25 protein-coding genes and 1 riboswitch are annotated in these 24918 nt (G+C 57.7%); of the genes, 13 read left to right on the top strand and 12 right to left on the bottom strand.

What is annotated here, in order from left to right:
* Positions 1–11 precede the first annotated feature (11 nt).
* Positions 12–1208, bottom strand: a complete 1197-nt coding sequence (gene serB / locus HMPREF1487_RS11940) for a phosphoserine phosphatase SerB (protein ID WP_010796904.1) — start codon at positions 1206–1208, stop codon at positions 12–14.
* Between the two features lie 167 nt (positions 1209–1375).
* Between serB and HMPREF1487_RS11935 the strand changes: the two genes are divergently transcribed.
* The 3 genes from HMPREF1487_RS11935 to HMPREF1487_RS11925 all read left to right on the top strand — a co-directional run bounded on the left by HMPREF1487_RS11935 (position 1376) and on the right by HMPREF1487_RS11925 (position 5394).
* Positions 1376–2938, top strand: coding sequence for a HAMP domain-containing protein (locus HMPREF1487_RS11935; protein WP_010796903.1), 1563 nt, complete (start codon positions 1376–1378; stop codon positions 2936–2938).
* Positions 2868–4631 carry a C13 family peptidase gene (locus tag HMPREF1487_RS11930; protein WP_256205590.1) on the top strand — a complete coding sequence of 588 codons (1764 nt, stop codon included), beginning with the start codon at positions 2868–2870 and terminating at the stop codon, positions 4629–4631. The genes HMPREF1487_RS11935 and HMPREF1487_RS11930 overlap by 71 nt, the downstream gene beginning before the upstream one ends.
* Positions 4632–4752: 121 nt before the next feature.
* Positions 4753–5394, top strand: coding sequence for an oxidoreductase (locus HMPREF1487_RS11925; RefSeq protein WP_010796901.1), 642 nt, complete (start codon positions 4753–4755; stop codon positions 5392–5394).
* On the opposite strand, the gene HMPREF1487_RS11920 is transcribed toward HMPREF1487_RS11925, so the two are convergent.
* Positions 5374–6309: a LysR substrate-binding domain-containing protein gene (locus tag HMPREF1487_RS11920; protein WP_010796900.1), complete on the bottom strand. Its 936-nt coding sequence runs from the start codon at positions 6307–6309 to the stop codon at positions 5374–5376. The genes HMPREF1487_RS11925 and HMPREF1487_RS11920 overlap by 21 nt on opposite strands.
* Positions 6310–6437: 128 nt before the next feature.
* On the opposite strand from HMPREF1487_RS11920, the gene HMPREF1487_RS11915 reads away from it, so the two are divergent.
* A complete protein-coding gene (locus HMPREF1487_RS11915) occupies positions 6438–7814 on the top strand; it encodes an L-serine ammonia-lyase (RefSeq protein ID WP_010796899.1) in 1377 nt (458 codons plus the stop codon).
* 63 nt (positions 7815–7877) lie between these two features.
* Positions 7878–8348, top strand: a complete 471-nt coding sequence (locus tag HMPREF1487_RS11910) for a YbaK/EbsC family protein (RefSeq protein ID WP_010796898.1) — start codon at positions 7878–7880, stop codon at positions 8346–8348.
* 21 nt (positions 8349–8369) lie between these two features.
* On the opposite strand, the gene ribB is transcribed toward HMPREF1487_RS11910, so the two are convergent.
* From ribB to mpl, 4 genes are all read right to left on the bottom strand, one after another.
* Positions 8370–9029, bottom strand: coding sequence for a 3,4-dihydroxy-2-butanone-4-phosphate synthase (gene ribB / locus HMPREF1487_RS11905; RefSeq protein ID WP_010796897.1), 660 nt, complete (start codon positions 9027–9029; stop codon positions 8370–8372).
* A gap of 81 nt (positions 9030–9110) precedes the next feature.
* Positions 9111–9254, bottom strand: a riboswitch (FMN riboswitch).
* A gap of 46 nt (positions 9255–9300) precedes the next feature.
* A complete protein-coding gene (locus tag HMPREF1487_RS11900) occupies positions 9301–9585 on the bottom strand; it encodes a YceK/YidQ family lipoprotein (protein ID WP_010796896.1) in 285 nt (94 codons plus the stop codon).
* Complete coding sequence (gene ubiX, locus HMPREF1487_RS11895) at positions 9578–10207, bottom strand: flavin prenyltransferase UbiX (RefSeq protein WP_010796895.1); 630 nt, start codon at positions 10205–10207, stop codon at positions 9578–9580. Before ubiX ends, HMPREF1487_RS11900 begins: the two co-directional genes overlap by 8 nt.
* Entirely contained in the window at positions 10204–11568 is a 1365-nt protein-coding gene (gene mpl, locus HMPREF1487_RS11890; RefSeq protein ID WP_010796894.1) for a UDP-N-acetylmuramate:L-alanyl-gamma-D-glutamyl-meso-diaminopimelate ligase, read from the bottom strand. The genes ubiX and mpl overlap by 4 nt, the downstream gene beginning before the upstream one ends.
* Before the next feature lie 271 nt (positions 11569–11839).
* Between mpl and HMPREF1487_RS11885 the strand changes: the two genes are divergently transcribed.
* Together HMPREF1487_RS11885 and HMPREF1487_RS11880 are read left to right on the top strand one after the other, a co-directional pair.
* On the top strand, positions 11840–12496 hold the full coding sequence (locus HMPREF1487_RS11885) for a DedA family protein (protein ID WP_010796893.1): 657 nt from the start codon (positions 11840–11842) through the stop codon (positions 12494–12496).
* A gap of 3 nt (positions 12497–12499) precedes the next feature.
* Positions 12500–13333, top strand: a complete 834-nt coding sequence (locus HMPREF1487_RS11880) for a M90 family metallopeptidase (RefSeq protein WP_010796892.1) — start codon at positions 12500–12502, stop codon at positions 13331–13333.
* Here HMPREF1487_RS11880 and HMPREF1487_RS11875 read toward each other — a convergent pair.
* Positions 13273–14382 (bottom strand): mechanosensitive ion channel family protein, encoded by a 1110-nt coding sequence (locus HMPREF1487_RS11875; protein ID WP_010796891.1) that lies wholly within the window; start codon positions 14380–14382, stop codon positions 13273–13275. The genes HMPREF1487_RS11880 and HMPREF1487_RS11875 overlap by 61 nt on opposite strands.
* Positions 14383–14572: 190 nt before the next feature.
* Between HMPREF1487_RS11875 and ppa the strand changes: the two genes are divergently transcribed.
* Entirely contained in the window at positions 14573–15100 is a 528-nt protein-coding gene (gene ppa / locus HMPREF1487_RS11870; RefSeq protein WP_010796890.1) for an inorganic diphosphatase, read from the top strand.
* A 255-nt stretch (positions 15101–15355) separates the two neighbouring features.
* Here the strand turns inward: ppa and rlmE are convergent, their stop codons facing one another.
* Positions 15356–15976, bottom strand: a complete 621-nt coding sequence (gene rlmE / locus HMPREF1487_RS11865) for a 23S rRNA (uridine(2552)-2'-O)-methyltransferase RlmE (protein WP_010796889.1) — start codon at positions 15974–15976, stop codon at positions 15356–15358.
* A gap of 239 nt (positions 15977–16215) precedes the next feature.
* On the opposite strand from rlmE, the gene HMPREF1487_RS11860 reads away from it, so the two are divergent.
* From HMPREF1487_RS11860 to dxs, 5 genes are all read left to right on the top strand, one after another.
* Positions 16216–17865, top strand: a complete 1650-nt coding sequence (locus HMPREF1487_RS11860; RefSeq protein WP_010796888.1) for an NAD(P)/FAD-dependent oxidoreductase — start codon at positions 16216–16218, stop codon at positions 17863–17865.
* Complete coding sequence (locus HMPREF1487_RS11855) at positions 17865–18596, top strand: TrmH family RNA methyltransferase (RefSeq protein WP_010796887.1); 732 nt, start codon at positions 17865–17867, stop codon at positions 18594–18596. Before HMPREF1487_RS11860 ends, HMPREF1487_RS11855 begins: the two co-directional genes overlap by 1 nt.
* 429 nt (positions 18597–19025) lie before the next feature.
* The gene (locus HMPREF1487_RS11850) at positions 19026–19268 is read left to right on the top strand and encodes an exodeoxyribonuclease VII small subunit (RefSeq protein WP_010796886.1); all 243 of its coding nucleotides are present in this window, start codon (positions 19026–19028) and stop codon (positions 19266–19268) included.
* Positions 19265–20143: a (2E,6E)-farnesyl diphosphate synthase gene (gene ispA / locus HMPREF1487_RS11845; RefSeq protein ID WP_010796885.1), complete on the top strand. Its 879-nt coding sequence runs from the start codon at positions 19265–19267 to the stop codon at positions 20141–20143. Before HMPREF1487_RS11850 ends, ispA begins: the two co-directional genes overlap by 4 nt.
* Positions 20144–20245: 102 nt before the next feature.
* Positions 20246–22183 carry a 1-deoxy-D-xylulose-5-phosphate synthase gene (gene dxs / locus HMPREF1487_RS11840; protein ID WP_010796884.1) on the top strand — a complete coding sequence of 646 codons (1938 nt, stop codon included), beginning with the start codon at positions 20246–20248 and terminating at the stop codon, positions 22181–22183.
* Between the two features lie 24 nt (positions 22184–22207).
* Here dxs and HMPREF1487_RS11835 read toward each other — a convergent pair whose 3' ends face one another.
* The 4 genes from HMPREF1487_RS11835 to HMPREF1487_RS11820 all read right to left on the bottom strand — a co-directional run bounded on the left by HMPREF1487_RS11835 (position 22208) and on the right by HMPREF1487_RS11820 (position 24916).
* A complete protein-coding gene (locus tag HMPREF1487_RS11835; RefSeq protein ID WP_010796883.1) occupies positions 22208–23023 on the bottom strand; it encodes a cobalamin-binding protein in 816 nt (271 codons plus the stop codon).
* Positions 23023–23640: a GTP cyclohydrolase II gene (gene ribA, locus HMPREF1487_RS11830; protein WP_010796882.1), complete on the bottom strand. Its 618-nt coding sequence runs from the start codon at positions 23638–23640 to the stop codon at positions 23023–23025. Before ribA ends, HMPREF1487_RS11835 begins: the two co-directional genes overlap by 1 nt.
* Before the next feature lie 100 nt (positions 23641–23740).
* Positions 23741–24379, bottom strand: coding sequence for a retropepsin-like aspartic protease family protein (locus tag HMPREF1487_RS11825; protein WP_010796881.1), 639 nt, complete (start codon positions 24377–24379; stop codon positions 23741–23743).
* Positions 24380–24403: 24 nt separating this feature from the next.
* Positions 24404–24916, bottom strand: coding sequence for a phosphatidylglycerophosphatase A family protein (locus HMPREF1487_RS11820; RefSeq protein ID WP_010796880.1), 513 nt, complete (start codon positions 24914–24916; stop codon positions 24404–24406).
* Positions 24917–24918 lie beyond the last annotated feature (2 nt).

Below are 24918 nucleotides of genomic sequence, written 5' to 3'. Positions count from 1 at the left end.
TCAGCGCCTGATCAAAGCACGTGGTCTCGGTCTCTGACACCCAGCAGATACAGCACGCCATCCAAACCCAGTGTTGTAATTGACTGGCGCGCCGACTGACGCACAAGCGGCTTGGCGCGAAAGGCAACGCCCAACCCGGCCAGACCCAGCATAGGCAAGTCGTTTGCCCCATCCCCTACGGCAATGGTCTGTTCAAGGCTCAGCCCTTCCTTCATGGCCAGTTCACGCAGCAGATCGGCCTTGCGCTGCGCGTCCACAATGGGCTCTACCGCCACACCGGTCACCTTGCCGTCCACTGTTTCCAACTCGTTGGCATAGACATAATCGATGCCCAGCCGAGCCTGGATCTGACGGGCAAAGTAAGTAAAACCGCCGGACAGGATGGCGGTCTTGTATCCCAATCGCTTGAGCTCGGAAAACAGTCGCTCGGCGCCTTCGGTCAGACGCAGCCCTGCACCGATGTCTTCGAGTACCGTTTCAGGCAGGCCGTTGAGCAGGGCGAGTCGCTCCTTGAAGCTGGCCCTGAAATCGAGCTCACCGCGCATGGCTCGCTCGGTGATGGCGGCAACCCGCTCTCCGATACCAGCGGCCTTGGCCAGCTCATCAATGACTTCCGCCTGGATCAATGTTGAATCCATGTCGAATACGGCCAGTCGCCGATGGCGGCGGAACAGCGTGTCAGCCTGAAATCCGATATCCATCTCAAGGTTCTGGGTCGCAGTGAAAAAGGCAGCCTTGAGCCCCTCCAGATCCTGCGGCTCACCCGCCAGCGTGAATTCCAGCGCAGCACGCTCCCTGGCGTCAGGTGCCGACAGCCGCTCGATACGCTCAATGGTCATACCGTGGGACTCGACAAGTTCGCTCACATGTTGAACCTGGTGGGCGTCCAGCTGGCGTCCCATGAGCGTCAGGATATGGCGAGGAGCCAACTCGTTGGCCTGCCACGCGGCATAAGCCTCTGCATCCAGAGCAGCCAGGTGCACTCTGGCCCCCACGGCCGCAGCGCGTAGTTCGAGCGCTTCACCCAAGGCAGCGGCATCAGCGCCTTCGGGCAACTTGATGAGCAACGCAAGTGTTACGGCCCCCTGCACACGACTCTGACGAATATCCAGCAACGCTGCGCCTGACTCGGCCACTACGCTCGTCAATGCAGCACTCAAGCCGGGGCCGGCATACCCGGTGCTGGTAATGAGAAGAATGTCTCGCAAGGCGCAGCCTCCACCAAGGGGTCAAAAACTCGATTCTACCTGTTTCCGAAAACGGTGCAGAACCACCCATACGCAGACGAGTGGTTGACGGACTCGGTTAGTACGCTTTAACGACCTCTGGTCGCTGGTTATACTTCGCTCCACATTTTTGCCCAAAGAATTCACCAGTGACCCGGCACGCGACCGTCAAGCCCGACAATTTCTTCGTTCTGCTGTTTCGTGCAATGCGCCAGCGCCGTGTTCCTATCGCGCTCCGCATTGTTTCCCATAGCCTTATTCTCGTCATCGCCGCCCTGGTGATCTATGCCGTTGTCGTGGCCTTGCAGTTCCGGCATGCCATGCAGCAACAGGCCGATGCCGTAGGTCAGACGCTGGTTACCCAGACGGCCGCCTCAGCGACGGAGCTGCTGGTATCCAACGATACGCTGAGCCTCAACGTGCTCTTGGGCAATCTGGCGCGTAATCCGCTGGTTGCCCATGCGGCAGTGTTCAGCCCGGATAATCGTGTACTGGCCGAAGCAGGCACCCGCCCGACGCGCAATCTTCTGGGCGAGGCGGAAGGCATCTACTCCACATCAATCAAGTTTCAAGACGTGACCACTGGCCAGCTGCGTATCAGTCTGGACATGAATCAGTTCCAGCAACCCATGGTGATCAGCCTGCAAAACATGGGATTGTTGGCGCTTATCCTGTTAATGCTGACTCTGATTCTCAGCCTTCGCCTGGGCCGCAACATTTCCACGCCCCTGCTGGAGCTGCGCGTCTGGCTGCGTGACCCGGATGATCCGGCTCCCAGCGTTGGTCGTCAGGATGAAATTGGTGACTTGGCACGTCAGCTCCAGGCGCGGTTGGTCCCGGAAAAACCCAAACCGGCACCGGTTAAACCGTCCAAGAAAGCTAAGGCAGCAGCTCCGGTAGAAGGCGACGAGGACAACCCGTTCCTCGATGAAAGCGCCGGTATCAAGGTTCGCTCCACCTCACCACGCAAGGCTGCCGCAGCCGCTAAGAAACCGGCCAAAGCACCGGTGACTACCGAAGACGGTGACGACGAGTTCGACGAAGACGCCTTTGCCGATGTCATGCCGGACGAGGCAGAAAACGAAGTTGTAGAGACAGCGGCAGCCGCCGAGCCCGTTACACCGGCCATGGCGTCAGAACCCGACATCGTTTCCAGCGCGGTACTGGCGATCCAGCTCGGGTCTCAAGAGCAGTTACGCAAGCTGCCCCGTGCGCGCCTGGTCAGTCTTCTGGAGCGTTACAGGGATTGCCTGGAGCAGGCCACCTCGCTGTACAAGGGTGAACTGCATAGCCTCATCGATGGCGGCAGCCTGATCCTTTTCCACGAAACCCAGGGCGAAGATGATTATCTGACTCATGCCTTGTGCTGCGGTGAAATCATGCGAGCGCTAGGCCATGCCCTTCAGGTCGAAGTAGCCGACAGCGGGATCACGCTGCAGCTGCAGCTGGGTCTGACGCAGGGCGAACGTCTGGTGAACCTGAAGCTGCCCGAGCTGCTCAATAACGATACGGTCCGGAACGCTATCGCACTCAGTCGGCACAGTCGCAACCTGCTCCTGGTCGAGCACAGCATCGCCGATGATGAACTGCTGCGCCAGCGTGCCCGAATCCGCTCTATTGCGAGTCCAGAAGGTGCCAGCTGTGTCGAACGCCTGCTTGAACCCTATTCGTCTACCCTTGAACGCCATCTGGTTCGTCTCGAATCCCGTTAAAGCCGGCACACGCCGGCTGGCGGCCCGCATCCATCAGGGCCGTTCCCTCTGGATGGTAAGGCCGCCCTATCGGGCGACCCGAGCGCTTCTTCCCCTGGGGCTCGCCATGAGCCTCGTAATTCTTCCCGCCCCTTTCGCTCAGGCAGCCGAGATCCGTCTGCCGGATGGCTCGGTCTACCACGGCGATGTGGAGCGCGGACGCCTGCAAGGTGAGGGGCGCCTCGATTGGGCCAATGGCAACTGGCTGCGGGCCTCGTTCAGAGACGGCCTGGCCGAAGGCCTGGGCGAGCGGTTTTTTGTGGATGGCACCCGCTATCGAGGCCGCTTTCACCATGGCCTCTATGAAGGCCAGGGGCAGCTGACCTCCCCCAGCGGACGTTACGAAGGCTCCTTCCACCGGGGGATGTACCATGGCAAAGGGGTCTTGGAGTCCAATGACGGCTGGCGTTACGAAGGTGATTTCTTCGAGGGCCGCATGCAGGGCCGCGGCGCGCGGACTGAAAGCGACGGCAGTCAATATAACGGCATTTTCACGGATGGCCGCCTGAACGGCAGAGGTCAATGGGTCGATCAGGAAGGCAATCTGTACGAAGGCAACTTTGTTGACAGTGCTTTCTCCGGCCAGGGTCGCTATCAAAGCGTAGATGGTAATGTCTGGGAAGGGTCCTTCCAGAAAGGGGAAATGACCGGCCAAGGCAAGTACCATGGCAGCGATGGCAGCCGTTACAGCGGCAGCTTCAAAAGCTGGCAGTACCATGGGCTGGGGCAATACACCGAGGCAGACGGCAGCGTGTATATCGGTGACTTCCTGAACGGCCAGTTCGATGGCAATGGCACCTACACCCATGCCGATGGGCGCCGCGAAAGCGGGCTCTGGAGCGAAGGCCAGTTCATCCGCAGCGATGACGGTGTTTACCAACCTGACCCCATGGAAGTTGCGCTACTGGAACAAGGCGAGCGCCTGGGTCAGGAACTCAATAACGTCCGTCCCTCTACGGCCAGTACCGAGCTTTACGGTATTACTCTAGCAGGCGATGGCGATCAGCGCGTGTTTCAACGTGAAGCCGATTATGTCGCCAAGCTGATGGTCAATCGTTTTAATGCCCGTAGCGTGGTTCGCCTGATCAATCAGCGTGATCTTAAAAGCGTAACCCCACTGGCAACGCGGGAAAATCTTCATCGCGCCATTGCCACCCTGGCCGAGCGCTCAGGGCCTGAGGATTTGATCTTTGTCTACCTCACCAGCCATGGCTCCTCCGACCATCGTTTATCCTTGAGCGAGCCGGGTCTGCAACTGGCCAGCTTGCCGGCCATTGAGTTTGCGTCCCTGCTTGAGCCGCTGAAGAACCGTGACAAGATCGTTGTCGTTTCAGCCTGCTACAGCGGCGGCTTCCTTCCCCCGCTGCAGGATGACCATACCGTGGTCATTACCGCCTCACGCGCGGACCGGACGTCTTTTGGCTGCACGGACGAAGCGGACTTCACTTATTTTGGCAAGGCCTTGTTTGCAGAAGCCTTCCAGGCAACAGACGATCCCGAGCAGGCATTTTCGATCGCCAGCAAGCGTGTCGCCGAGCGCGAGGCGGCACAAGGGTTCGAGCCATCGGAGCCGCAGATCTGGGCGCCGCCTGCTGTTCTGAAAAAATGGCAGGCCTATCGCGCCGGATCAACCAGCCACGTTGCAGAGCAATGAGCCTTTCGCCCTTAAATGTTGTCCGATGGGATAAGGGCGGGCATTACAACGAAGCGGACCGGACAGAAGCGCGGGCCGCCTACCTGCTCCGCCAGTCATGCTCATCGAAAGGAGCTTTGCGATGCACCTGACTCCGCAACATGTCCTGATTGCAGGCGCCACGGGGCTTACCGGCGAACACTTACTGGATCGCCTGCTGAATGAGCCAACCATTCAACGTGTCCTGGCGCCCACCCGCCGACCACTTCCTGCTCATCCACGCCTGGAAAACCCGGTCGGCGAATTGCTGGATATGCTGTCTCAGCTCACCGGCCCGCTGGACACGGCCTTTTGCTGCCTGGGCACCACGATCAAGAAAGCTGGCTCACAGGAAGCCTTTCGCGCCATTGATTATGACCTGCCCATCGCTGTCGGACGTCGCGCACGCGAACTGGGTGCCAGACACTTTGTGGTTATCAGTGCCATTGGTGCCGATGCTTCCTCTTCGATCTTTTACAACCGGGTAAAAGGTGAGCTTGAAGAGGCACTACAGGATCAAGGCTGGCCGCAGATCACCTTTGCACGCCCCTCGCTGTTGCTCGGCCCCCGTAACGAGCCGCGGTTGGGCGAGCAGATTGCCGCCCCGCTCTCCCAGCTGCTGCCTGGCAAGTGGCATGGCATTGAGGTCTGCGTGTTGGCACGAGCACTCTGGCGACTCGCGTTGGAGGAAGGCGACGGTGTTCGTTTTGTCGAGTCGGACGAGTTACGCCGGCTGGGGCGTTGACGCACTGGCCAGGGCCTCCTCAACCAGCCAGTCATGCAGTGAACGTACACGTGGATCAGCGAGAGCACCTTGCGCATAAAGCAGAACATAACGCTTGCGCGCCGGTACGGATACCCCGAAGGGAATAACCAACGCACCCCGCTCCAGCTCGTTAGTGATCAAATGGCGCCGCGCGATGGCAACCCCCATGCCGGCAATGGCCGCCTCAATAGTCAGGTGATTGCGATTGAACGTATGACCTCGCCTGACATCCAGTGCAGGGGCGCCAATGGACGCTAGGTAAAACTCCCACTCGGCATACTCATAACTGCCGCGCCAGGCAGTGATGTCATGCAGCAATGGGTAATGATCCAGCGCCTCGGGACGATCAAGTGGCGGGCGCCCCTCCAACAGCGAAGGAGCGCACACCGGAAATATCTGCTCGTCCAGCAACGACGTGGATGCAAGACCAGGATAACTACCGTCATTAAGATCAATGGCAAGGTCAAACTCGCCCTCGCGCAGTGACCATGAACTGTCCTCAGCAACGACCCGAAGCTGGATATCCGGAAAGCGAGCCTGCAGCTTGGGTAGCCGCGGCATGACCCATTTGCCGAGAAAGGAAGGAATCGAGCGTAGCCGGAGCACGCCGCCAAACTGACCGGCATTCAGCCGCCGCAGCTCTGCATCCACAAGCCCGGAAGCCTGATTGACTGTTGAGGCCAGCCGTTGCCCCTCCGCCGTCAGCTCCAGCCCTCGGGCCATTCGGTGAAACAGCTTGAACCCCAACCGCTCTTCCAGCTGTCGCATCTGCTGGCTAATGGCGCCTGGCGTTACGTGCAACTCCTCGGCGCAGCGGGTAAAGGACAGGTGGCGTGCCGCACAGGCAAATACTTGAAGCCAGGCTTGCGTTTGCGCGTTCAGGATCCGGCTCATGGGTTTAGCTCTACTAAAGGGTCGCTTAGAACGTATCGATTGTGCAGGGAGGCCGCTTTTCCCATGATGATCCTCAGACTGTTACGTACGTTACGGTCACCATTGAACCTCATATCCAGGACTTCAGCATGGCCATCAGCGTATTCGACCTGTTTAAAATCGGCGTGGGTCCTTCCAGCTCTCACACGGTAGGCCCCATGCGAGCCGGTGCATTATTCGTCTCCACCTTACGTGAGCAACAATGCCTGGAGCAGACTCGCCGGGTAGAAGTACGCCTGTATGGCTCCCTGTCCGCAACAGGTGTCGGGCACGGGACCGACCGTGCAACGTTGATGGGGTTGATGGGAGAGTGGCCAGACCGGGTTGATCCCGACCGGGTCGAGCCCTGCATCCAGACGCTCAAGCTTGAAAACACGCTTATGCTCGGGGGTAGCCATCCTATCGAGTTCGTCTGGACCCGAGACCTGCATCTGCTCCATGAGAACCTGCCTTACCATCCCAATGCAATGACCATCACCGCATTTGGCGAGACCGGAGAGCTGTTCGAGGAGACTTATTATTCCGTGGGCGGCGGTTTTGTTATCGACAGCCAGCAGGCGGCCAGCGGTCAGCGTGATCAGGATACCACTACCCTGCCCTATGACTTCTCCAGCGCAGCGGAGCTGCTCCGTTTATGCCGCGAGCATGGGTTGTCCATCTCCGCCCTTATGCTTGCCAATGAAAAAGCCTGGCGCAGCGAGGATGACATTCGCGCAAACCTTTTACATATCTGGCAGACCATGCGCGAATGTATCCGGAATGGGCTGGCTCACGAAGGTGTACTGCCGGGTGGCCTTAAAGTCCCACGTCGCGCTGCTCGCCTACACCGTAGCCTGCGGGCGATGACCAACCCGAGCGTTATCAGCTCGACGCTTTCAGCCATGGAGTGGGTCAACCTGTTCGCCTTGGCGGTCAACGAGGAAAATGCCGCAGGAGGTCGCATGGTAACGGCGCCTACCAACGGCGCAGCAGGCATCATTCCTGCGGTACTGATGTACTACATGAAATTCAACCCGGATGCTAACGATGAAGATGTTGTGCGCTATCTGCTGGCCGCAGCCGCAGTAGGTATTCTGTGTAAAAAGAATGCCTCGATCTCGGGCGCCGAGGTGGGGTGTCAGGGCGAAGTGGGCTCGGCCTGTGCCATGGCCGCCGCCGGACTAGCCGAGCTGCTGGGCGCGACGCCAGAACAGGTGGAAAATGCTGCGGAAATCGGCCTTGAGCATAACCTGGGCCTGACATGCGACCCGGTGGGAGGACTGGTTCAGGTGCCCTGTATCGAGCGCAATGCCATTGCCGCCGTGAAAGCCATCAATGCCGCCCAGATGGCGCTACGCGGTGACGGAGAACATTTCATCTCGCTGGATCGAGTCATTCGTACCATGCGTGATACCGGTGCCGACATGCAGGACAAATACAAGGAAACCTCTCGGGGCGGGCTCGCTGTCAGCATGGTTGAATGCTGATCAAGGGTTGACGCACGCGCCCGGCTTTTCAAGAATCCAGGCTCTACCGAATGGGAGCCCCTCATGAGCCTGGATTCAGTCCGCGACTTTTTCACGACCCACGCCCCGGATATTCACATCATTGAGCTTGAAACCAGCACCGCAACCGTTGCCCTGGCGGCCGAAGCACATGGCGTCGAGCCGGGGCGAATTGCCAAAACGCTTGGACTGAAGATTGGTGAGCTTGAGGTGCTGCTCGTGGCACGAGGCGATGCACGACTGGACAATAAAAAGCTCAAGGCTACGTTTGGCGGCAAAGCCAAGATGCTGGATGGCGAGCGCGTGCAGCTGCTGACCAGCCATCCGGTAGGCGGCGTTTGCCCATTCGGACTGGCAACGCCCATGCCGGTATATTGCGATTGCTCGCTCAAGGCTTTTGATGAGGTCCTGCCGGCAGCTGGCGCAATCCACAGCGCCGTGCGCATTACCCCGCAACGGCTGGCCGAACTGGTCGAGGCCCAATGGGTGGATGTCTGCCAGGAACCGACCGAGTAGCTGGCAGACATTGGCGCTACATCAGACGACGCTGACCGACTGGGATGCCAATAGTGCTTCCTCCTCACGGTAACGCACGATCTCCTCAATGGTCAGCACCGGTATCCCGTGCTGCTGCGCGTAGTGCTCGACATCAGTACCACGCGCCATGCTGCCATCAGGGTTCATCAGTTCGCACAATACGGCCGCCGGACGTAGCCCTGCCAGCATGGCCAGCTCTACCGAGCCCTCGGTATGACCGCGCCGAGTCAGCACCCCACCTTCACGCGCGCGCAAGGGAAAGATATGCCCGGGGCTGACGATTCGGCTCCGACCTTCGCAGGAGTCCAGCGCGGCCCGAATAGTGATCATCCGATCAGCAGCCGAAACACCGGTAGTCACACCTTCCGCCGCCTCGATGGAAACTGTAAACCCTGTTCCATGACGTGCCTGGTTATTCTTGACCATGGGTGGCAGGTCCAGGCACCGCACACTGGCATCATCCAGGCACAGGCAGACAATACCGCTGCCATCCCGGATCATCTTTACCATCGTGCTCAAGGTGAGGTTTTCGGCAGCGGCTACCAGATCAGCTTCGTTTTCGCGGTCGGCATCATCCAGCAGAAGCACTGGACGCCCCTCGCGGTAGGCTGCTACAGCAGCATACAGGCGGGAATGGCGTTGTGGGTCGAGCATAGGCATGAAACGTCCTCGTTGGAGTGAGTGAACGTTTCAGGGCAAAAAGCGCAGACGCCACTTATGCCAGGCGGCATAGGCAGACAAACGCATCTTCTTTCATCCGGACTATGACCGTCGGCCCTGGAATCACACCAGGTCTGCTGACCTCCGACGTATCGGAGCGCTCGCAGGCTTGCCACCATGTGGTTTACCGCCGGTGGGGAATCTCACCCCGCCCTGAAGACCCGACCGACTATAACGAAGTGAAGCCGCCTTCGCCAATGCCTGGGATATCTCAACTGCCTCCGCGAACGTTCAGCCCGATACCCAACACCTTTGCCAGGGCAAGGGGGAATAACACCGTGTCCACCAGCAGACTGCCCGGCAGATCGAACCCTGGATAGGCAGGAGCCTCTACGCCAAAGCGCTCCGTTGGACAGCAGCCCCCTTGAATAGCATACCAGTCCAGCCGGGTTCCCGAGTAAACGATCGGAGCGCCCGGCTTGCTGGCGTTGAGCGTGCTGACGCTGGCGCAGCCACTCAGCACAAGCACCAGGCACGCACAGAGGAACTTACTCATCGCTCACCAGATGATGCTCGCCCCACCGGGGCAGCATGTCTTGGGGAATACTCAATGTATTAAGAATCCGGGCCACGACAAAGTCGATCAGATCATCCACCGTTTGCGGCTGGTGATAGAACCCTGGCGCAGCCGGAAGAATCGTCGCGCCCAGGTTGGACAGCTTGAGCATGTTTTCCAGATGAATACTGGAGAACGGTGATTCCCTAGGCACTAGAACCAAGGTGCGCCGCTCCTTGATGGCCACATCGGCAGCGCGCTCGATCAGGTTATTGCAGGCACCTGTTGCAATGGCGGACAGCGTACCGGTCGAGCATGGGCAAACCACCATGGCTGCCGGCGCACTGGAACCTGACGCCGGGGGCGCCATCCAGTCGCTCTGGCCAAAGACTCGAATCTGCCCGGGCGCAGCACCAGTGTATTCCGTCAAAAATGCCTGCATGGCCTGAGGTTTGGCCGGTAGCGCCACATCGGTCTCAGTGGCCATGACCAGCTGTGCAGCCTTGGAGATCAGGAAGTGAACCTCACGCTCCTCCTGCACCAGACAGTCAAGCAGCCGTAATCCGTATTGAGCGCCAGAAGCGCCGGTCATTGCCAGGGTGATACGTTCCGGTCCGCTCATGCAGGGCCTCCTTCACGCAACGCAGCAGCCAGCTTGCCGTGCAGACCACCAAACCCGCCGTTACTCATGATGACTACATGGGTCCTGCCTTTCGCCGCCTCTTTAACGCGCGCGATAATGGCCTCAAGCGAGTCGCAAACAACCGCCGGGACAGGGCAATTCGCTGCTGTCTCGGCCAGATCCCACCCCAGGTTCGGCGGCGCATACCAGATAACAGAGTCGGCCTGTCGAACACTGTCCGGCAGGCCGTCACGGTGGGCGCCCAACTTCATCGAGTTGGACCGTGGCTCGATGACTGCAATGATGGATTCCTCCCCTACACGTGCTCGCAATCCCTGAAGCGTAGTGGCAATGGCCGTGGGATGATGGGCGAAGTCATCATAGATCGTGACGCCGTTGATTTCGGCAACCGTTTCCATTCGGCGCTTGACGCTCTTGAATGCATTTAACGCCTCGATCCCTTGAGGCGGCACGACGCCTACATGCCGCGCGGCGGCCAATGTGGCTAGAGCATTGGCCACGTTATGCTGGCCGGTCAGACTCCACTCAACCGTTCCCTGTGTCTTCCCATCGAAGATTACCTCAAACCGCGAGCCGTCCTCATGGAGCAAGCGGGCCTGCCACTGCCCGCCCTCTCCTGTCGTCTGAACCGGCGTCCAGCACCCCATCGTCAGGACATGAGACAGCGCTTTTTCAGCAATTGGATGAATGATGAGTCCTTCACTTGGAATCGTACGCACCAGATGATGAAACTGCCGCTCGATCGCTGCCAGATCAGGAAAGATATCGGCATGATCGAACTCGAGATTATTCAGGATAGCGGTGCGCGGTCGATAATGGACGAACTTGGAGCGCTTATCGAAAAAGGCGCTATCGTACTCGTCAGCCTCTACGACAAAGAAAGGCGTTCCGCCCAGCCGGGCGGATATCCCAAAATTTTGGGGTACACCGCCAATCAAGAAGCCCGGGCTCATGCCTGCATGCTCCAGCACCCAGGCTAGCATGCTCGTGGTGGTGGTCTTACCGTGGGTACCCGCTACAGCCAGAACCCAGCGTCCCTGCAATACATGATCTGCCAGCCATTGCGGTCCGGATACATAGGGCAACCCCTTGTTCAGGACATGCTCCACAGCCGGATTACCCCGGGAGAGTGCATTGCCGATCACGACCAGATCCGGTGCCGGCTCAAGGTGGGCAGGCTCGTATCCCTGCATCAGCTCGATACCCTGTGCCTCCAGCTGCGTACTCATGGGCGGATAGACATTGGCATCGGAACCGGTCACTCGATGACCCAACTCCTTGGCCAGCACGGCCAGAGAGCCCATGAACGTCCCGCAGATGCCGAGAATGTGGATATGCATGAATAACCCCTGACAAGCGAGGCCCTGGCAGCCCCATTGAAAACGAGCCGAAGGTTAGCACAGCGCCGTCAGGACTCTATGGGTTCATCCGCCTCGTGAATCACGAAATTCCATCTGATCCCAGCCGAGCTCCGGCCTTGAAAGAGAAGAAAGCAGATATCCGTGCGGTAGATCGCAAATCCCACCCTACCGTTTACCCTAATGGCTACTCGCGACCTAGAGCCTTCGCCCTATAATGGAGCTTCGACCCGCTGCCATAGATAGGCTGTACATGGACTTTAACCCGATCGATCTGATCCTCCACCTCGACGTTTACCTGGAAATGCTGGTCAGCAACTATGGGTCATGGATCTATTTCATCCTGTTCCTGGTCATTTTTTGCGAAACGGGCTTGGTAGTCATGCCCTTCCTGCCCGGTGACTCATTGCTGTTCATTGCTGGTGCCATTTGCGCAACAGGCGGCATGGACCCCTGGCTTCTGGGTAGTCTTCTTGCCTTTGCGGCCGTTGCCGGTGACAGTACAAACTATGTCATTGGCCGAACCCTGGGTGAAAAGCTTTTCTCGCGACCAAACTCCAAGATATTCCGTCGTGACTATCTGGAGCGCACCCAGGCGTTCTATGCCCTGCATGGCGGCAAGACCATTACCCTGGCGCGATTCCTGCCCATCATCCGAACGTTCGCGCCATTCGTGGCGGGCATCGGTCGCATGCACTATCTCCGTTTTCTGGGCTTCAGCGTCTTGGGCACGTTCCTCTGGGTAGGCGGTCTGGTTACCCTGGGTTACTTCTTTGGCAATGTGCCGTTCATCAAGCAGCACCTGTCCATGCTGGTTATCGCCATCATTGCCATCTCGCTGCTGCCCATGGTCATCAGCATGGTCAGCCGTCGCCTGCGGCCGAGCCCCAGCCGTAGCGAAATCGGCTAACGCATGTGGTCCCTGCGCGCCTGGCGGGATCGACGTGTCCTTGAACGGACCGTTATCCCGCCGGCGCTCTGGGATGAAGTTCATTCCCGCCTGCCTTTCCTCGACGGACTCCCGCCTGAATCTGATCAACGGCTTCAGCAGCGCAGCATCCTTTTTCTGGCGCATAAACGCCTGACGCTACTGGGTGACATTGCGCTTGCTGACGTTGACCGCCTGGCCCTGGCTGCCCAGGCCCAACTGCCCTTGCTATACCTGCCTGAGGAAGACTGGTATGGCAACTTCCACGAGCTGATCCTCTACCCCTCGGACTTTGTCAGCCCACAACGCTACCGTGACGATAGCGGAATCGAACATGAGGGAAGCGAAAGCCATAGCGGTGAGGCCTGGCTACAAGGTCCAGTGATTTTGGCGTGGTCGGGTGTTCAGGAGAGCGGCGACTGGACGGGTTACAACTTGGTCATTCATGAATTGGCGCATAAGCTCGACATGCTCAACGGCGATGCCAATGGCCTGCCCCCACTGCACCGGGACATGTCGCTTCCTCGCTGGGCTGAGGTCATGCAGGCTGCTTACGATGACCTCAACCGACAGATTGATACCCATAAGGAAACACTGATCGATCCCTATGCCAGCGAGCATCCTGCTGAGTTCTTTGCCGTCTGCTGTGAATACTTCTTTACCGCACCTGATGTACTCGATCAGGCATACCCGGATGTTTATATGCAGCTACGTCAGTTTTTCCGTCAGGATCCACTGACGCGGCTACAGGCATTGGCTCAGCGGATTTCAATTCCCGCAGCCGAGTCACCTCCACGAGGAGCGTCCGGCGAACCCTGATAGGCCAAGGGAACCTCCTCCAGAAACTCCAGCGACCGAACAGGCATACCGAACTTGATGCCACGCTGGTCCAGCTCCTTGAGCAGTGCCAGATTGATGTTCTGTTGAATATCCATGTACTGGTTGTAGTCCGCGCTCAACACGTAATACACCACCTCGAATTTCAAGGCGCTGCTTTCCAGTGCCAGCAGATGCGCACGATCGAAACGGGTGTTCTCCAATGACGTGACAATCTGCTTTACGAGTGGAGCAATTTCACCCACTTGATCGGCAGGTGTGCGGTAACTGATATCGAACTGGAACAGCACCCGCCGTTCGGACATCCGCTTATAGTTATGGATCGTCTGCTGCAGCAGCTTCGTGTTGGAGCAGACCACCTGCTCACCGCTAAGGCTGCGAATCCGCGTGGTCTTGAGACCGATGTATTCAATGGAGCCGGCAATATCGCCAAATACGACGAAATCACCTTGCTCGAAAGGCTTGTCGATACCAATGGACAGCGAGGCAAACAGGTCACTCAGCACATTCTGAACGGCCAGCGCGACGGCAATACCACCAATACCCAGGCTGGCGACGAACGCCGTGATATCGACACCCAGGTTGGAGAGTACTGCAAGCAGAACCACCGTCCACAAGGCTACCCGGACCATCAGCGAAATCATGGTCATGGTGAGCTGGCTGCGCTGATGGCCATTCCTGTTCTGCAGTGCCGAACGTGCCCACAGTAGAATTGCGCCATCGACCCACAGCCCGAACTGTAGAGCCATGACCAGGAACCAGATATGGCTGACGCGTGCCTCCCAGCCTGGGCTTAGATCAATGACATACAGTCCGATCTGAATAGCCATGAGCAGAATCAGCAAGCGACTGGTTCGACCAATGATCTCGCCTACGTAATGTGCCCAACCGCTGTTTGCCCGGGAGGACCAATTTACAACGCGACTGGTAACGGCTGTAACGAGCCGGCGAATGACGCCATAGCTGATGATAGTAATGACAAGTGCAAGCGCCAGGTTGATGGCTGTCGCCTCATTGATCCATTGGAACATGCCGATGTTGTCTCCGATTCAGAGGAAAGCTGCCCCGCCCTCTAACAGGCAGGCCTCTTTTTTCGGGTCCGTTACCGTTACAAAGTTCCTGCTTTGAACCTTATCCCACCCCAAGGCTCGAATCGCGGGTCAAATATGCCTATACTCCAAACCACATCAATTTGGCCTACCAACAAAGGTGAGTCGCTCTATGAGCTATAGCAAGATTCCGGCCGGCAAAGACGTGCCGAACGACATCTACGTCGCGATTGAAATCCCGGCTAACCATGCACCCATCAAATACGAAATCGACAAGGACAGCGATACTCTGTTTGTCGACCGGTTCATGGCGACCCCGATGTTTTATCCGGCCAACTATGGCTATATCCCCAACACACTGGCTGATGATGGCGATCCCCTCGACGTGCTCGTCGTAACGCCTTACCCGGTTACACCGGGCGCCGTTATTCGCGCACGTCCGGTTGGCGTACTGCACATGACCGACGAAGCCGGTGGCGATGCAAAATTAGTTGCCGTTCCACATGACAAACTGTCTGTGCTGTACCATGATGTAAAGGAATACACTGACTTGCCGGCTTTGCTGCTGGAGCAGATCAAGCACTTCTTCGAGAACTACAAGGATCTTGAAAAAGGCAAGTGGGTAAAAGTTGAACGCTGGGGCAATGCTGAAGAAGCCCGTGCGGAGATCTTAAAGGCAGTCGCGGCTTACCAAAAATAAGTCGCTACTACCTCACGAAGCCGGCCACAAGCCGGCTTTTTAATGCCTATCGCTTTACCCGGCTTCGGTCAAACCTGAACAAAGCCAGACCTTTGGCTCTGATCGACTCGTTGAGCGCTATCCAAGGCGGCCATCTAGCGAATAGTGAGGGAGGGTATAGCGCTCAGCGAAAAGTGCCCTTTTAGTTTTTTGTCATCGCTGGACTGTGCGCAACCCAGCGAAGCGTCAAGCTCTGGAAGAGCGCACCACGGGGCCTTATCCTTTAAACCCCTTTGCCACCAGATAAACCTCCCTTGAGCGCGGCCGAGATGCCTCTGGCTTGCGGATCATCACCTTCTCGAATGAGGTGCGAACGTCTTTCAGAAACTCGTCAGAGCCCTCTCCCTGGAATACCTTAGCTACAAGGTTACCGTTGGGCTTGAGCACCTGACGCGCCATATCAAGGACGAGTTCGACCAGATACATCGAGGACGCCTGATCGGCAGCAGCGATGCCACTGATATTGGGAGCGATGTCAGAGATGATCAGATCAGGTTGATTGCCATCGAGCTTGTCGAGAATCTGTTGGAGCACCGCGTCGTCGGTGAAATCGCCCTGGATGAAGTCGACGTTCTCCAGCGGGTCCATCGGCAGAATGTCACTAGCCAGAACCCGTCCCTTCTCGCCTACGAGACCGCCAGCCACCTGTGACCAACCGCCCGGTGCGGAGCCAAGGTCCATGACCAGCATGCCGGGACGTATCAGTTTGTCCTTCTCGTTCAGCTCGATCAACTTGTAACTGGCACGAGAACGCAAGCCATCCTTCTGAGCCCGCTTAACATAAGGATCGTTGACGTGTTCATCCAGCCAACGGCGGCTGCTTTTGGATCGTTTCATGAGGGAGCCAAGCACGGAAAATTCAATGGGAGAAGCAGACCAACGCCTGGGAAAAACAGAAAGCGATTGGACGCACAATGGCAATGATTATAAACCGATAATATAAGACTGGTGGGCAGGGATCGTGTAGCACCCCTTAGGCAGGACTGTCAGGGAGGGATAGAGAGAGGTATAATTCGCCTCTTACCCCATCCTTTCTAAAGCTTCCTTTGCCGGAGTCACCGGCCAGGATTACCGCCATGATTCGCATCAACGAACTGTCCCTGCCTCTTGATCATTCCTCGGATGAGTTGCGCAAGGCCATTGTCAAACGCCTGGGCATCAGCGACGCCGACTTGCTGAACTTCACTGTATTCAAGCGCAGCTACGATGCACGCAAGAAAAACAGCGTCATTCTGTTCATCTATATCATCGATCTAGAGGCACGCAACGAGGCGGCAATCCTGGCGCGCTTTGCCGATGACAATCATGTACGTCCAGCACCGGATACTCACTACTACCCAGTAGCTCAGGCGCCCGCCCACTTGCGGGAGCGCCCGATAATCGTAGGCTTTGGTCCTTGTGGATTGTTCGCGGCGCTGCTGCTCGCACAGATGGGATTCAAGCCCATCGTACTGGAGCGCGGCAAGGATGTACGTAAACGCACCAAGGATACCTGGGCGCTGTGGCGTAAAAAGATCCTGACGCCGGAATCCAACGTGCAGTTTGGTGAGGGAGGAGCCGGCCTGTTCTCGGACGGTAAACTCTATAGCCAGATCAAGGACCCCAAGTTCTACGCCCGCAAAGTGATGCACGAGTTCGTCCGCGCTGGCGCGCCGGAAGAGATCATGTATGTGAGCAAGCCGCATATCGGCACCTTCCGTCTCACCGGCGTGGTCGCAGCGATGCGAGAGGAGATCATCGCCTTGGGTGGCGAAGTGCGCTTCGAGAGTAAAGTGACCGATCTGCTGGTCGACAACGGCCAGCTTGAAGGTGTGGTGTTAGCCAATGGCGAGACAATCCGCAGCCGCCATGTGGTGCTCGCGCTGGGCCACAGCTCTCGCGATACCTTCCGCATGCTACATCGCCAGGGCGTATATATCGAAGCCAAACCTTTTGCGGTGGGTTTCCGCATCGAGCATCCGCAAGGCATGATCGATCAGGCTCGCCTGGGCAAATACGCCGGCCATCCGGAGCTGGGCGCCGCCGATTACAAATTAGTGCATCACGCCAAAAACGGTCGTGCCGTCTACAGTTTCTGCATGTGTCCCGGCGGAACCGTAGTGGCCGCCACCTCCGAGCCGGGGCGCGTCGTGACCAATGGCATGAGCCAGTACTCGCGCAACGAGCGCAATGCAAACTCAGGCATTGTTGTGGGTATCAACCCGGAGCAGGATTTCCCAGGCGACCCGTTGGCTGGCCTGGATCTGCAAGAACGCCTTGAGTCCCGGGCCTACGAGCTGGGGGGCAGCGATTACTGCGCACCAGCACAATTGGTGGGCGACTTCATCCGTGGAGTGCCGTCGACCGAACTTGGCGAGGTAGAGCCCTCCTACAAACCCGGCGTACGCTTGGGTGATCTTGCGCCCTCGCTGCCAGACTATGCCATCGAGGCCATCCGCGAAGCGTTGCCGGCATTCGGCAAGCAGATTCGTGGCTTTGATCGTGATGATGCCATTCTCACAGGTATCGAAACCCGCACGTCCTCTCCAGTCCGCATTACTCGCGACAACGAGACCTTGCAAAGCCTCAACCTGCGCGGCCTGTATCCGGCTGGTGAAGGTGCCGGTTATGCGGGGGGCATTTTGTCGGCGGGCGTAGATGGAATTAAAGTTGCCGAGGCTTTGGCCAAATCGCTTCTATCGGACTTTGAGATGGCGAACATGCAGCCCAGCCGAGCGGCGTCTTGATGAAATTCGATGACGTCAAAAAACTTCACCAGAAGAAATACCGGGCCGAGTTCGGTTATTTTCTGGTGGAGGGCGAACACCTGCTGCTGGAGTTACAAAAGGCGGCGCTACAGAATCCGCTGCTACAGAGCAGTCAGCTCTATGTAACCGAGGCCTATGAACACTGGGCAAGCTCGTTTGAAACCCATGTGATCAGTGACCGCCAAATGGCGCAGATATCCGATACCAAAACACCGCAAGGCGTTATTGCGCTGGTACCGATGCCGGCCACTAACGCACCGGGTTGCGCGCTTGCTGATAACGAGCGCGCCATTTACCTGCATGAAATTCAGGATCCGGGCAATCTCGGCACCATCCTGCGCACGCTGGTATGGTTCGGTAACTTTCGCTGCTTGCTTAGCCCTGGCAGTGTTGATCCGTACAACCCTAAAGTTGTTCGCTCCAGCATGGGCGCCATTTTTCATGCATCCATTGAGTTGGACGTGAAAATAGATTCGCTGCGCACACGGTTTGACCGCATTGCCTGTCTGGATATGAGTGGTGATCACGTTCAATCGGCAGCGTTTAAGACATTCGATTGCTATCTGTTCGGCAATGAAGCACGCGGCGTACCCCATGAGCAATTGACCGTACTTAATGCGCGACCTTTTACCATTCCCGGATGCGGCGCTATCGAATCGCTGAACCTGGCATCAACAGTCAACATGTGTGCGTATGAGCTGAGTCGATAGCCGATATCAGGAACGTCACCTCGCTTAGCAAAAAGCAGATCCCGTGCTCGACGCTCACGTAACGCTGTAGCGAGGAGATAGTTTCAACTGCGCCATGAAATACTCAGACAGCGGTTTTTGCTCCACAAAAGCGCATCTGTTTTCTATTTTTTCAGGTAGAAAGCCCCTGAAATCAAATTGTCATGCCCTGGCGCGATAGTTGCTATGTGTATTGGCCAGCGAGCAAACAGTTTCGCTTGGTAACACCTTATAGAGTGCACTTCCTCCCGGACCGATGCCTTGGCGTCTGTCCAGCCGTATACGGCCTTGTCCTAGCGCTTACCCCATCGGCTCCTGGACAGGGCCGTTCTTATTTCCGCTGCAAGTATTTACTCGGCTTCCACGCCTCTGCTAGTGTCCCGCGATTGTGTATCACCCCCGAGATTGCCAATGGCCCGCAAGAAAGCTCCCGATTTCGAACACTCCCTGGCAGAACTGCAAACCCTGGTCGAGCGCCTGGAAAGCGGTGAGCTTTCCCTCGAAGAATCACTGGGCGCCTTCGAACAGGGTATTCGCCTGACCCGTGAATGCCAGAGTGCACTGAGTCAGGCTGAGCAGAAAGTCCAGATTCTGCTCGAGCGCGACGGAGTCATGACCGAAGCCCCCTTCGACGTACAGGGCGACGACACATGATCAAGGATTATCAGGCTCGCAGTCAGGCACGTGTCGACGCCATGCTGGACACCCTGTTCGTCTCGCCACGTCCGGAGCTCGATCGCCTGTATGAGGCAATGCGTTATAGCGTCATGGGTGGCGGCAAGCGTGTGCGCCCCCTGTTGGTTTATGCCGCCTGCGAAGCCCTTGGGGGAGAGCCCTCTCAGGCCGACAATGCTGCGTGCGCCGTCGAGCTGATCCACGCATACTCACTTGTGCATGACGACTTGCCGGCTATGGATGACGACGACTTGCGTCGTGGCCGTCCGACTACGCACAAGGCTTACGACGAAGCGTGTGCCATTCTGGCAGGCGATGCACTGCAAACATTTGCAGTTGAAATACTGACCAACGCACCGCAAACGGCCGAGACACGTTTGGAAATGCTTAATGTCCTGGCTCAGGCTTCTGGCCCTGCCGGCATGGTAGGCGGTCAGGCCATTGACCTTGAGTCCGTTGGTAGACAGATAGACCAGACGGCGCTTGAAATCATGCATCGTCACAAGACTGGCGCACTGATCGAGGCCAGTGTCCGCCTGGGTGCATTGGCCAGCGGCAAGGCCACGCTCGAGCAGCTGGATGCCCTGAGCCACTATGCCCGCGCAGTAGGATTGGCCTTTCAGGTACAGGACGATGTGCTGGATGTAGAAAGCGACACCGCCACCTTGGGCAAGCGCCAGGGCGCAGATGTTGCGCGGGACAAGCCAACCTACCCGGCCCTGCTGGGCCTGGATGAGGCCAAGCATTATGCGCAGCTATTGTGTGAACAAGCCCAGCAGGCCTTGCAGCACTTTGGCGAGTCTGCCGAACCCTTGCGGGCATTAGCACTCTACATCGTCCAACGCCGCCACTAGTCACACACAGAACAGCTCGAAGCTCTATATGACGGTTCACTGTTGGGTGACTGGAGGGCTTCGGGTAAACTTCGATCTTTCATACCTTATAACGATGACCTGATGCCCAAGACGCTGCACGAGATTCCACGCGAGCGGCCCGCCACGCCATTGCTCGACCGCATCGACACCCCGGCTGCGCTGCGCCACCTGAGCGAGCACGAGCTGGAAACGCTCGCCGATGAGTTGCGCCACTATCTGCTCTATACCGTCGGGCAGACCGGCGGGCATTTTGGTGCCGGCCTCGGGGTCATCGAACTGACCGTTGCGCTGCATTATGTGTTCGATACACCCGACGACCGCCTTGTCTGGGATGTCGGCCATCAGGCTTACCCGCACAAAATCCTGACCGGACGCCGTGACCAGATGGGTACACTGCGCCAGAAAGGCGGGGTCGCTGCCTTTCCGCGTCGCTCTGAAAGTGAGTACGACACCTTTGGGGTTGGCCACTCCAGCACCTCGATAAGCGCGGCGCTGGGCATGGCCATTGCTGCCCGCATGCAAGGCAGCAAGCGCAAGTCCGTTGCGGTGATCGGTGATGGCGCCCTGACCGCAGGCATGGCATTCGAAGCGCTCAATCACGCCTCCGACGTAGAAGCCGACATGCTCGTCGTTCTCAATGACAACGACATGTCGATCTCCCATAACGTGGGAGGTCTGTCGAATTACCTTGCCAAGCTCCTGTCCAGTCGCACGTATCAGAACATGCGCGAGGGTGGGAAAAAGGTACTGGCCAAGCTGCCTGGTGCGTGGGAAATCGCCCGCCGTACCGAAGAGGCTGCCAAAGGAATGCTGGTTCCGGGCACCCTGTTTGAAGAGCTGGGCTGGAACTACATTGGCCCCGTCGATGGGCATGACCTGCCGACGCTGATCACTACCCTGCGCAACCTGCGTGACGCCAAAGGTCCGCAGTTCCTGCATATCGTGACCAAGAAAGGCAAGGGTTTCAGCGCTGCCGAAGCAGCACCTATCGAATATCACGCCATCACCAAGCTTGAGCCCTTGAATGCGGCACCCAAGAAGCCTAGTAGTCCTAAATATTCGAACATCTTCGGCGACTGGCTATGTGACATGGCGGCAGCTGACCCAAAACTGGTAGGTATAACACCTGCCATGAAGGAAGGCTCCGACCTCATCCGCTTCAGCGAGCAGTATCCAGACCGCTATTTCGATGTTGCGATCGCCGAACAGCACGCCGTGACGCTGGCAGCTGGTCTGGCCTGTGATGGTGCCAAGCCGGTAGTGGCGATCTACTCCACCTTCCTGCAGCGCGCCTACGACCAGCTGATCCATGACGTAGCCGTACAGAACCTCGATGTGCTGTTTGCCATCGATCGCGCCGGTCTGGTGGGTGAAGACGGCCCTACACATGCCGGCAGTTTCGACCTGTCGTTCCTGCGCTGTATTCCCGGTATGGTGATCATGGCGCCCAGCGATGAGAACGAAATGCGCCGTATGCTGACAACGGGTTACCAGTTCAAGGGGCCTGCGGCTGTTCGCTATCCACGGGGCAGCGGCCCTAACGCAGCCATTGAGCCAGGGCTTGAGCCACTGGAAATCGGCAAAGGCGTTCTTCGCCGTCAAGGCCACAGGGTTGCTTTCCTGGTATTTGGCGTACAGTTGAAAGAGGCCTTGCAGGTAGCAGAAGGCCTTGATGCAAGCGTGGCCGACATGCGCTTCGTCAAGCCATTGGACGAAGCCCTGATCCGGGCACTCGCAGACAGCCACGACCTGCTGGTTACGATCGAGGAAAACAGCATCATGGGCGGTGCAGGCAGCGCCGTGAATGAGTTCCTTGCCCGAGAAAACCTGCTCAAGCCGATCTTGAATCTGGGCCTGCCCGATTACTACGTCGAGCATGCCAAGCCGAGTGAAATGTTGGCTGAATGCGGACTGGATGCACTTGGCATCGAAAAGGCCGTTACGCAGCGCCTGGCACAGCTTGAAGCCAATACAGCTTCCGAGCCCGTTCCGCTTGTACTCGCTTCACGCAATCCCTGACGGGACACGTTGGGACAGGCCCGCTTAGCGGGCCTTGTCTATCAGCTCACACAGCCTGACCACTGCGTCCAGCATGCCATAGCTGGGCCGTTCAAGCCGCTTGTCACCTACAGCCCAGAGTTGGTGGTGTGCCACCGCCTTTAATGTTGGCCACTGTCGCCATGGTTCGAGCTGAGCCTGATCCATGGCCAGTATCACCTCGGGGTTTCTTGTGAGCACAGCTTCTACACCCACCTGCGGCGCCGGTTGTGAGAGATTAGCGAATATATTCCTGCCCCCACATACCTGTATGGCATCGCTGATAATTTGCGTGCTTCCTACGGTATACAGTGGTTTGTCCCAGACTTGATAGAACACGCGCACTGTCGGTAATTGCCTGTAGCGCTCGTGCATATCGGCGAGTCGCTCACGAAACTGGATCGCCAAGTGCTGCCCTTTATCAGGAACACCTACCACCTGAGCGATTCGAGCGAGCCCGTCTGCCAGGTCATCCAACCGATGAACATCCAGGGTTTCAATGGTATAGCCCAACTGCCTGAGCTGCTCGCGCTGGGCAAGCGGAACTGCACCAGGCCAGAGCAGAATAAGGTCAGGGTGCAATGAGACAATCTTTTCGATGTTGACCTGACCATAACGCCCAACGGAAGGCAGCCCGGACAAGGAAGCAGGACGCTTGCCTGCATCCAGTACACCTACCAAGCGGCTCTCTACGCCCAGCTCCAGCATGATATCGGTCATCGAAGGCGCCAGACTGATGACGCGTTCGGCGGCCTGGGAGAGAACGCAGCAGAACAGCAGGCAGACGCCGGTCAGAACCGAACAGCGCCTGCCTGCCTTCATCAGGAAGGAAGGACTTCGCCTTGATGGATATTGCCGAGCATATGGCCCAGCTTGCCAGCCTTGGTGGCCAGGTAACGCTTGTTATGAGGGTTGAGGCCCGTCTGCAGCGGTACACGCTGTGCTACGGTAATTCCCAGATCCTCTAGGGCTTTGACCTTGCGAGGGTTATTGGTCATCAGCTTCAATGCATTGACGCCCAGATGCTTGAGCATTGGTTTGCACAGGCTGTAGTTACGCTGGTCTGCACCAAATCCCAAACGTTCATTGGCCTCAACCGTATCAGCTCCTGCGTCCTGCAGCTCATACGCGCGGATCTTGTTCAAGAGACCAATACCACGCCCCTCCTGACGCAAGTACAGGATAACGCCACGGCCTTCTTCAGCAATGGCCCGCATTGCCGCCTCCAGCTGAAAGCCGCAGTCGCAGCGTAGGCTGAACAGGGCATCACCCGTCAGACACTCGGAATGTAGACGCCCCAGCACCGGCTCACCGTTGGCAATATCGCCAAAGGTCAGCGCCACGTGCTCCTTACCATCGGACTCATCGAGAAAGCCATGCATGGTAAAAATGCCAAAGGGCGTAGGTAATTGGGATGCGGCGACGAAAACGACAGACACCGTCAGGCTCCTATCGGAAAGAGGGTTATAGTATACCATCCATGAACAGAGACGGCTCAGTCATAAAGGCTATGAGGCTATTGCGCTTGAAGCTATCACGTCAGTTCTTGGCCTCGACATACAGAACGCCCTGATCCTCGCGCCAGCCAACCCGGTTGAGAAAACTCATGCCCAGTAGCGTTTCTGTCGGATGACCGCCTGCCAACACCATGGCCTCGACACCCAGCACCTCAATGGTGCCAACCTTGACGCGATCCAGGCGTACAAGCCAGGCCCTTCGGGTTCCGCCTGCCGTGTTGACCTGTACCGGCCGCCCTTTCTGGTAATCCAACCCAAGACGGTTCGCCTGCTCTTCGTTCATGGCAACAGTCGAAGCGCCGGTGTCGATCAGAAACTCGATAGGCTGGCCATTTATAGAGCCCGACGTCCAATAGTGGCCGTCATTTCGGCGAGCAATGCTAAGTTGGCGCTTATGCGGCGCAGCAAAGCCGTCACTGTATTCACGTGAAAGCATGAACGTTTGATTGGTTTCTCCAATCCGCAGCACCGCTTCCCGGCTCGTCGCGCTGACCAGCTCGACCTCGCCCTGTCGCTGACCGACTTTGAGCATTTTGCGCTGACCATCGATATTGATTACGGCTGCGCCGTTGAACAGACCTACCACCTGAACCTGAGGCGCGGCAGTTACCAGCGCAGGCAGCAGACTCAATACACCGATACCGATCCATTTGCGCACCACACCGCCTCCTTGTAGCGCCTGCGATCAGGACAGCGTCCCGATATGCGCCCAGCTCCAGCCCAGTCCCTGCATGACTGCCCAGGCAAACACACCGGCCAGCACATCATCAATCATGATACCGACGCCGCCTTGAACATGACGATCAAGCCAGCTGATCGGCCAGGGCTTCAGAATATCCATGAAACGAAACACGGCAAACCCCACCAGCCACCAGGCCCAGCCGGCCGGAGCCATCCAGAAAGTGATCCAGATGCCTACCATTTCGTCCCAGACGATACCTTCGTGATCGTGCACACCCATGTCATCCGCAACACGGCCACACAGCCAGAAACCGAATATCATCAGCGCAACCAGCAGCAGCCAATAGCCCCAGTCCGGCAACAGATGCCAAAGCGGGACAAAGGGCAACGCCACCAGGGAGCCCCAGGTACCAGGTGCCTTAGGCAACGTACCTGAGCCAAAGCCAAAGGCTAGAAAATGCCAGGGATTACGCCACACCGCCGGTGTAGCCGGCCCTGAGGTAACAGGTCTGTTCACGA

Origin of the sequence: Pseudomonas sp. HPB0071 (genome assembly GCF_000478505.2) — a bacterium.
In the GTDB taxonomy this organism is placed as follows: Bacteria; Pseudomonadota; Gammaproteobacteria; order Pseudomonadales; family Pseudomonadaceae; genus Chryseomonas; species Chryseomonas luteola.
The sequence above is the reverse complement of the archived record's forward strand: the minus strand, read 5'-3'. Positions and strand labels throughout refer to the sequence as shown.

What these genes read in the sequence shown, in the direction of transcription:
- HMPREF1487_RS11925 (WP_010796901.1), top strand. Translation starts at nt 4,753, where the DNA reads ATGCACCTGACTCCGCAACATGTCCTGATTGCAGGCGCCACGGGGCTT.
- HMPREF1487_RS11920 (WP_010796900.1), bottom strand. Translation starts at nt 6,309, where the DNA reads ATGAGCCGGATCCTGAACGCGCAAACGCAAGCCTGGCTTCAAGTATTT.
- HMPREF1487_RS11915 (WP_010796899.1), top strand. Translation starts at nt 6,438, where the DNA reads ATGGCCATCAGCGTATTCGACCTGTTTAAAATCGGCGTGGGTCCTTCC.
- HMPREF1487_RS11910 (WP_010796898.1), top strand. Translation starts at nt 7,878, where the DNA reads ATGAGCCTGGATTCAGTCCGCGACTTTTTCACGACCCACGCCCCGGAT.
- ribB (WP_010796897.1), bottom strand. Translation starts at nt 9,029, where the DNA reads ATGCCTATGCTCGACCCACAACGCCATTCCCGCCTGTATGCTGCTGTA.
- HMPREF1487_RS11900 (WP_010796896.1), bottom strand. Translation starts at nt 9,585, where the DNA reads ATGAGTAAGTTCCTCTGTGCGTGCCTGGTGCTTGTGCTGAGTGGCTGC.
- ubiX (WP_010796895.1), bottom strand. Translation starts at nt 10,207, where the DNA reads ATGAGCGGACCGGAACGTATCACCCTGGCAATGACCGGCGCTTCTGGC.
- mpl (WP_010796894.1), bottom strand. Translation starts at nt 11,568, where the DNA reads ATGCATATCCACATTCTCGGCATCTGCGGGACGTTCATGGGCTCTCTG.
- HMPREF1487_RS11885 (WP_010796893.1), top strand. Translation starts at nt 11,840, where the DNA reads ATGGACTTTAACCCGATCGATCTGATCCTCCACCTCGACGTTTACCTG.
- HMPREF1487_RS11880 (WP_010796892.1), top strand. Translation starts at nt 12,500, where the DNA reads ATGTGGTCCCTGCGCGCCTGGCGGGATCGACGTGTCCTTGAACGGACC.
- HMPREF1487_RS11875 (WP_010796891.1), bottom strand. Translation starts at nt 14,382, where the DNA reads ATGTTCCAATGGATCAATGAGGCGACAGCCATCAACCTGGCGCTTGCA.
- ppa (WP_010796890.1), top strand. Translation starts at nt 14,573, where the DNA reads ATGAGCTATAGCAAGATTCCGGCCGGCAAAGACGTGCCGAACGACATC.
- rlmE (WP_010796889.1), bottom strand. Translation starts at nt 15,976, where the DNA reads ATGAAACGATCCAAAAGCAGCCGCCGTTGGCTGGATGAACACGTCAAC.
- HMPREF1487_RS11860 (WP_010796888.1), top strand. Translation starts at nt 16,216, where the DNA reads ATGATTCGCATCAACGAACTGTCCCTGCCTCTTGATCATTCCTCGGAT.
- HMPREF1487_RS11855 (WP_010796887.1), top strand. Translation starts at nt 17,865, where the DNA reads ATGAAATTCGATGACGTCAAAAAACTTCACCAGAAGAAATACCGGGCC.
- HMPREF1487_RS11850 (WP_010796886.1), top strand. Translation starts at nt 19,026, where the DNA reads ATGGCCCGCAAGAAAGCTCCCGATTTCGAACACTCCCTGGCAGAACTG.
- ispA (WP_010796885.1), top strand. Translation starts at nt 19,265, where the DNA reads ATGATCAAGGATTATCAGGCTCGCAGTCAGGCACGTGTCGACGCCATG.
- dxs (WP_010796884.1), top strand. Translation starts at nt 20,246, where the DNA reads ATGCCCAAGACGCTGCACGAGATTCCACGCGAGCGGCCCGCCACGCCA.
- HMPREF1487_RS11835 (WP_010796883.1), bottom strand. Translation starts at nt 23,023, where the DNA reads ATGAAGGCAGGCAGGCGCTGTTCGGTTCTGACCGGCGTCTGCCTGCTG.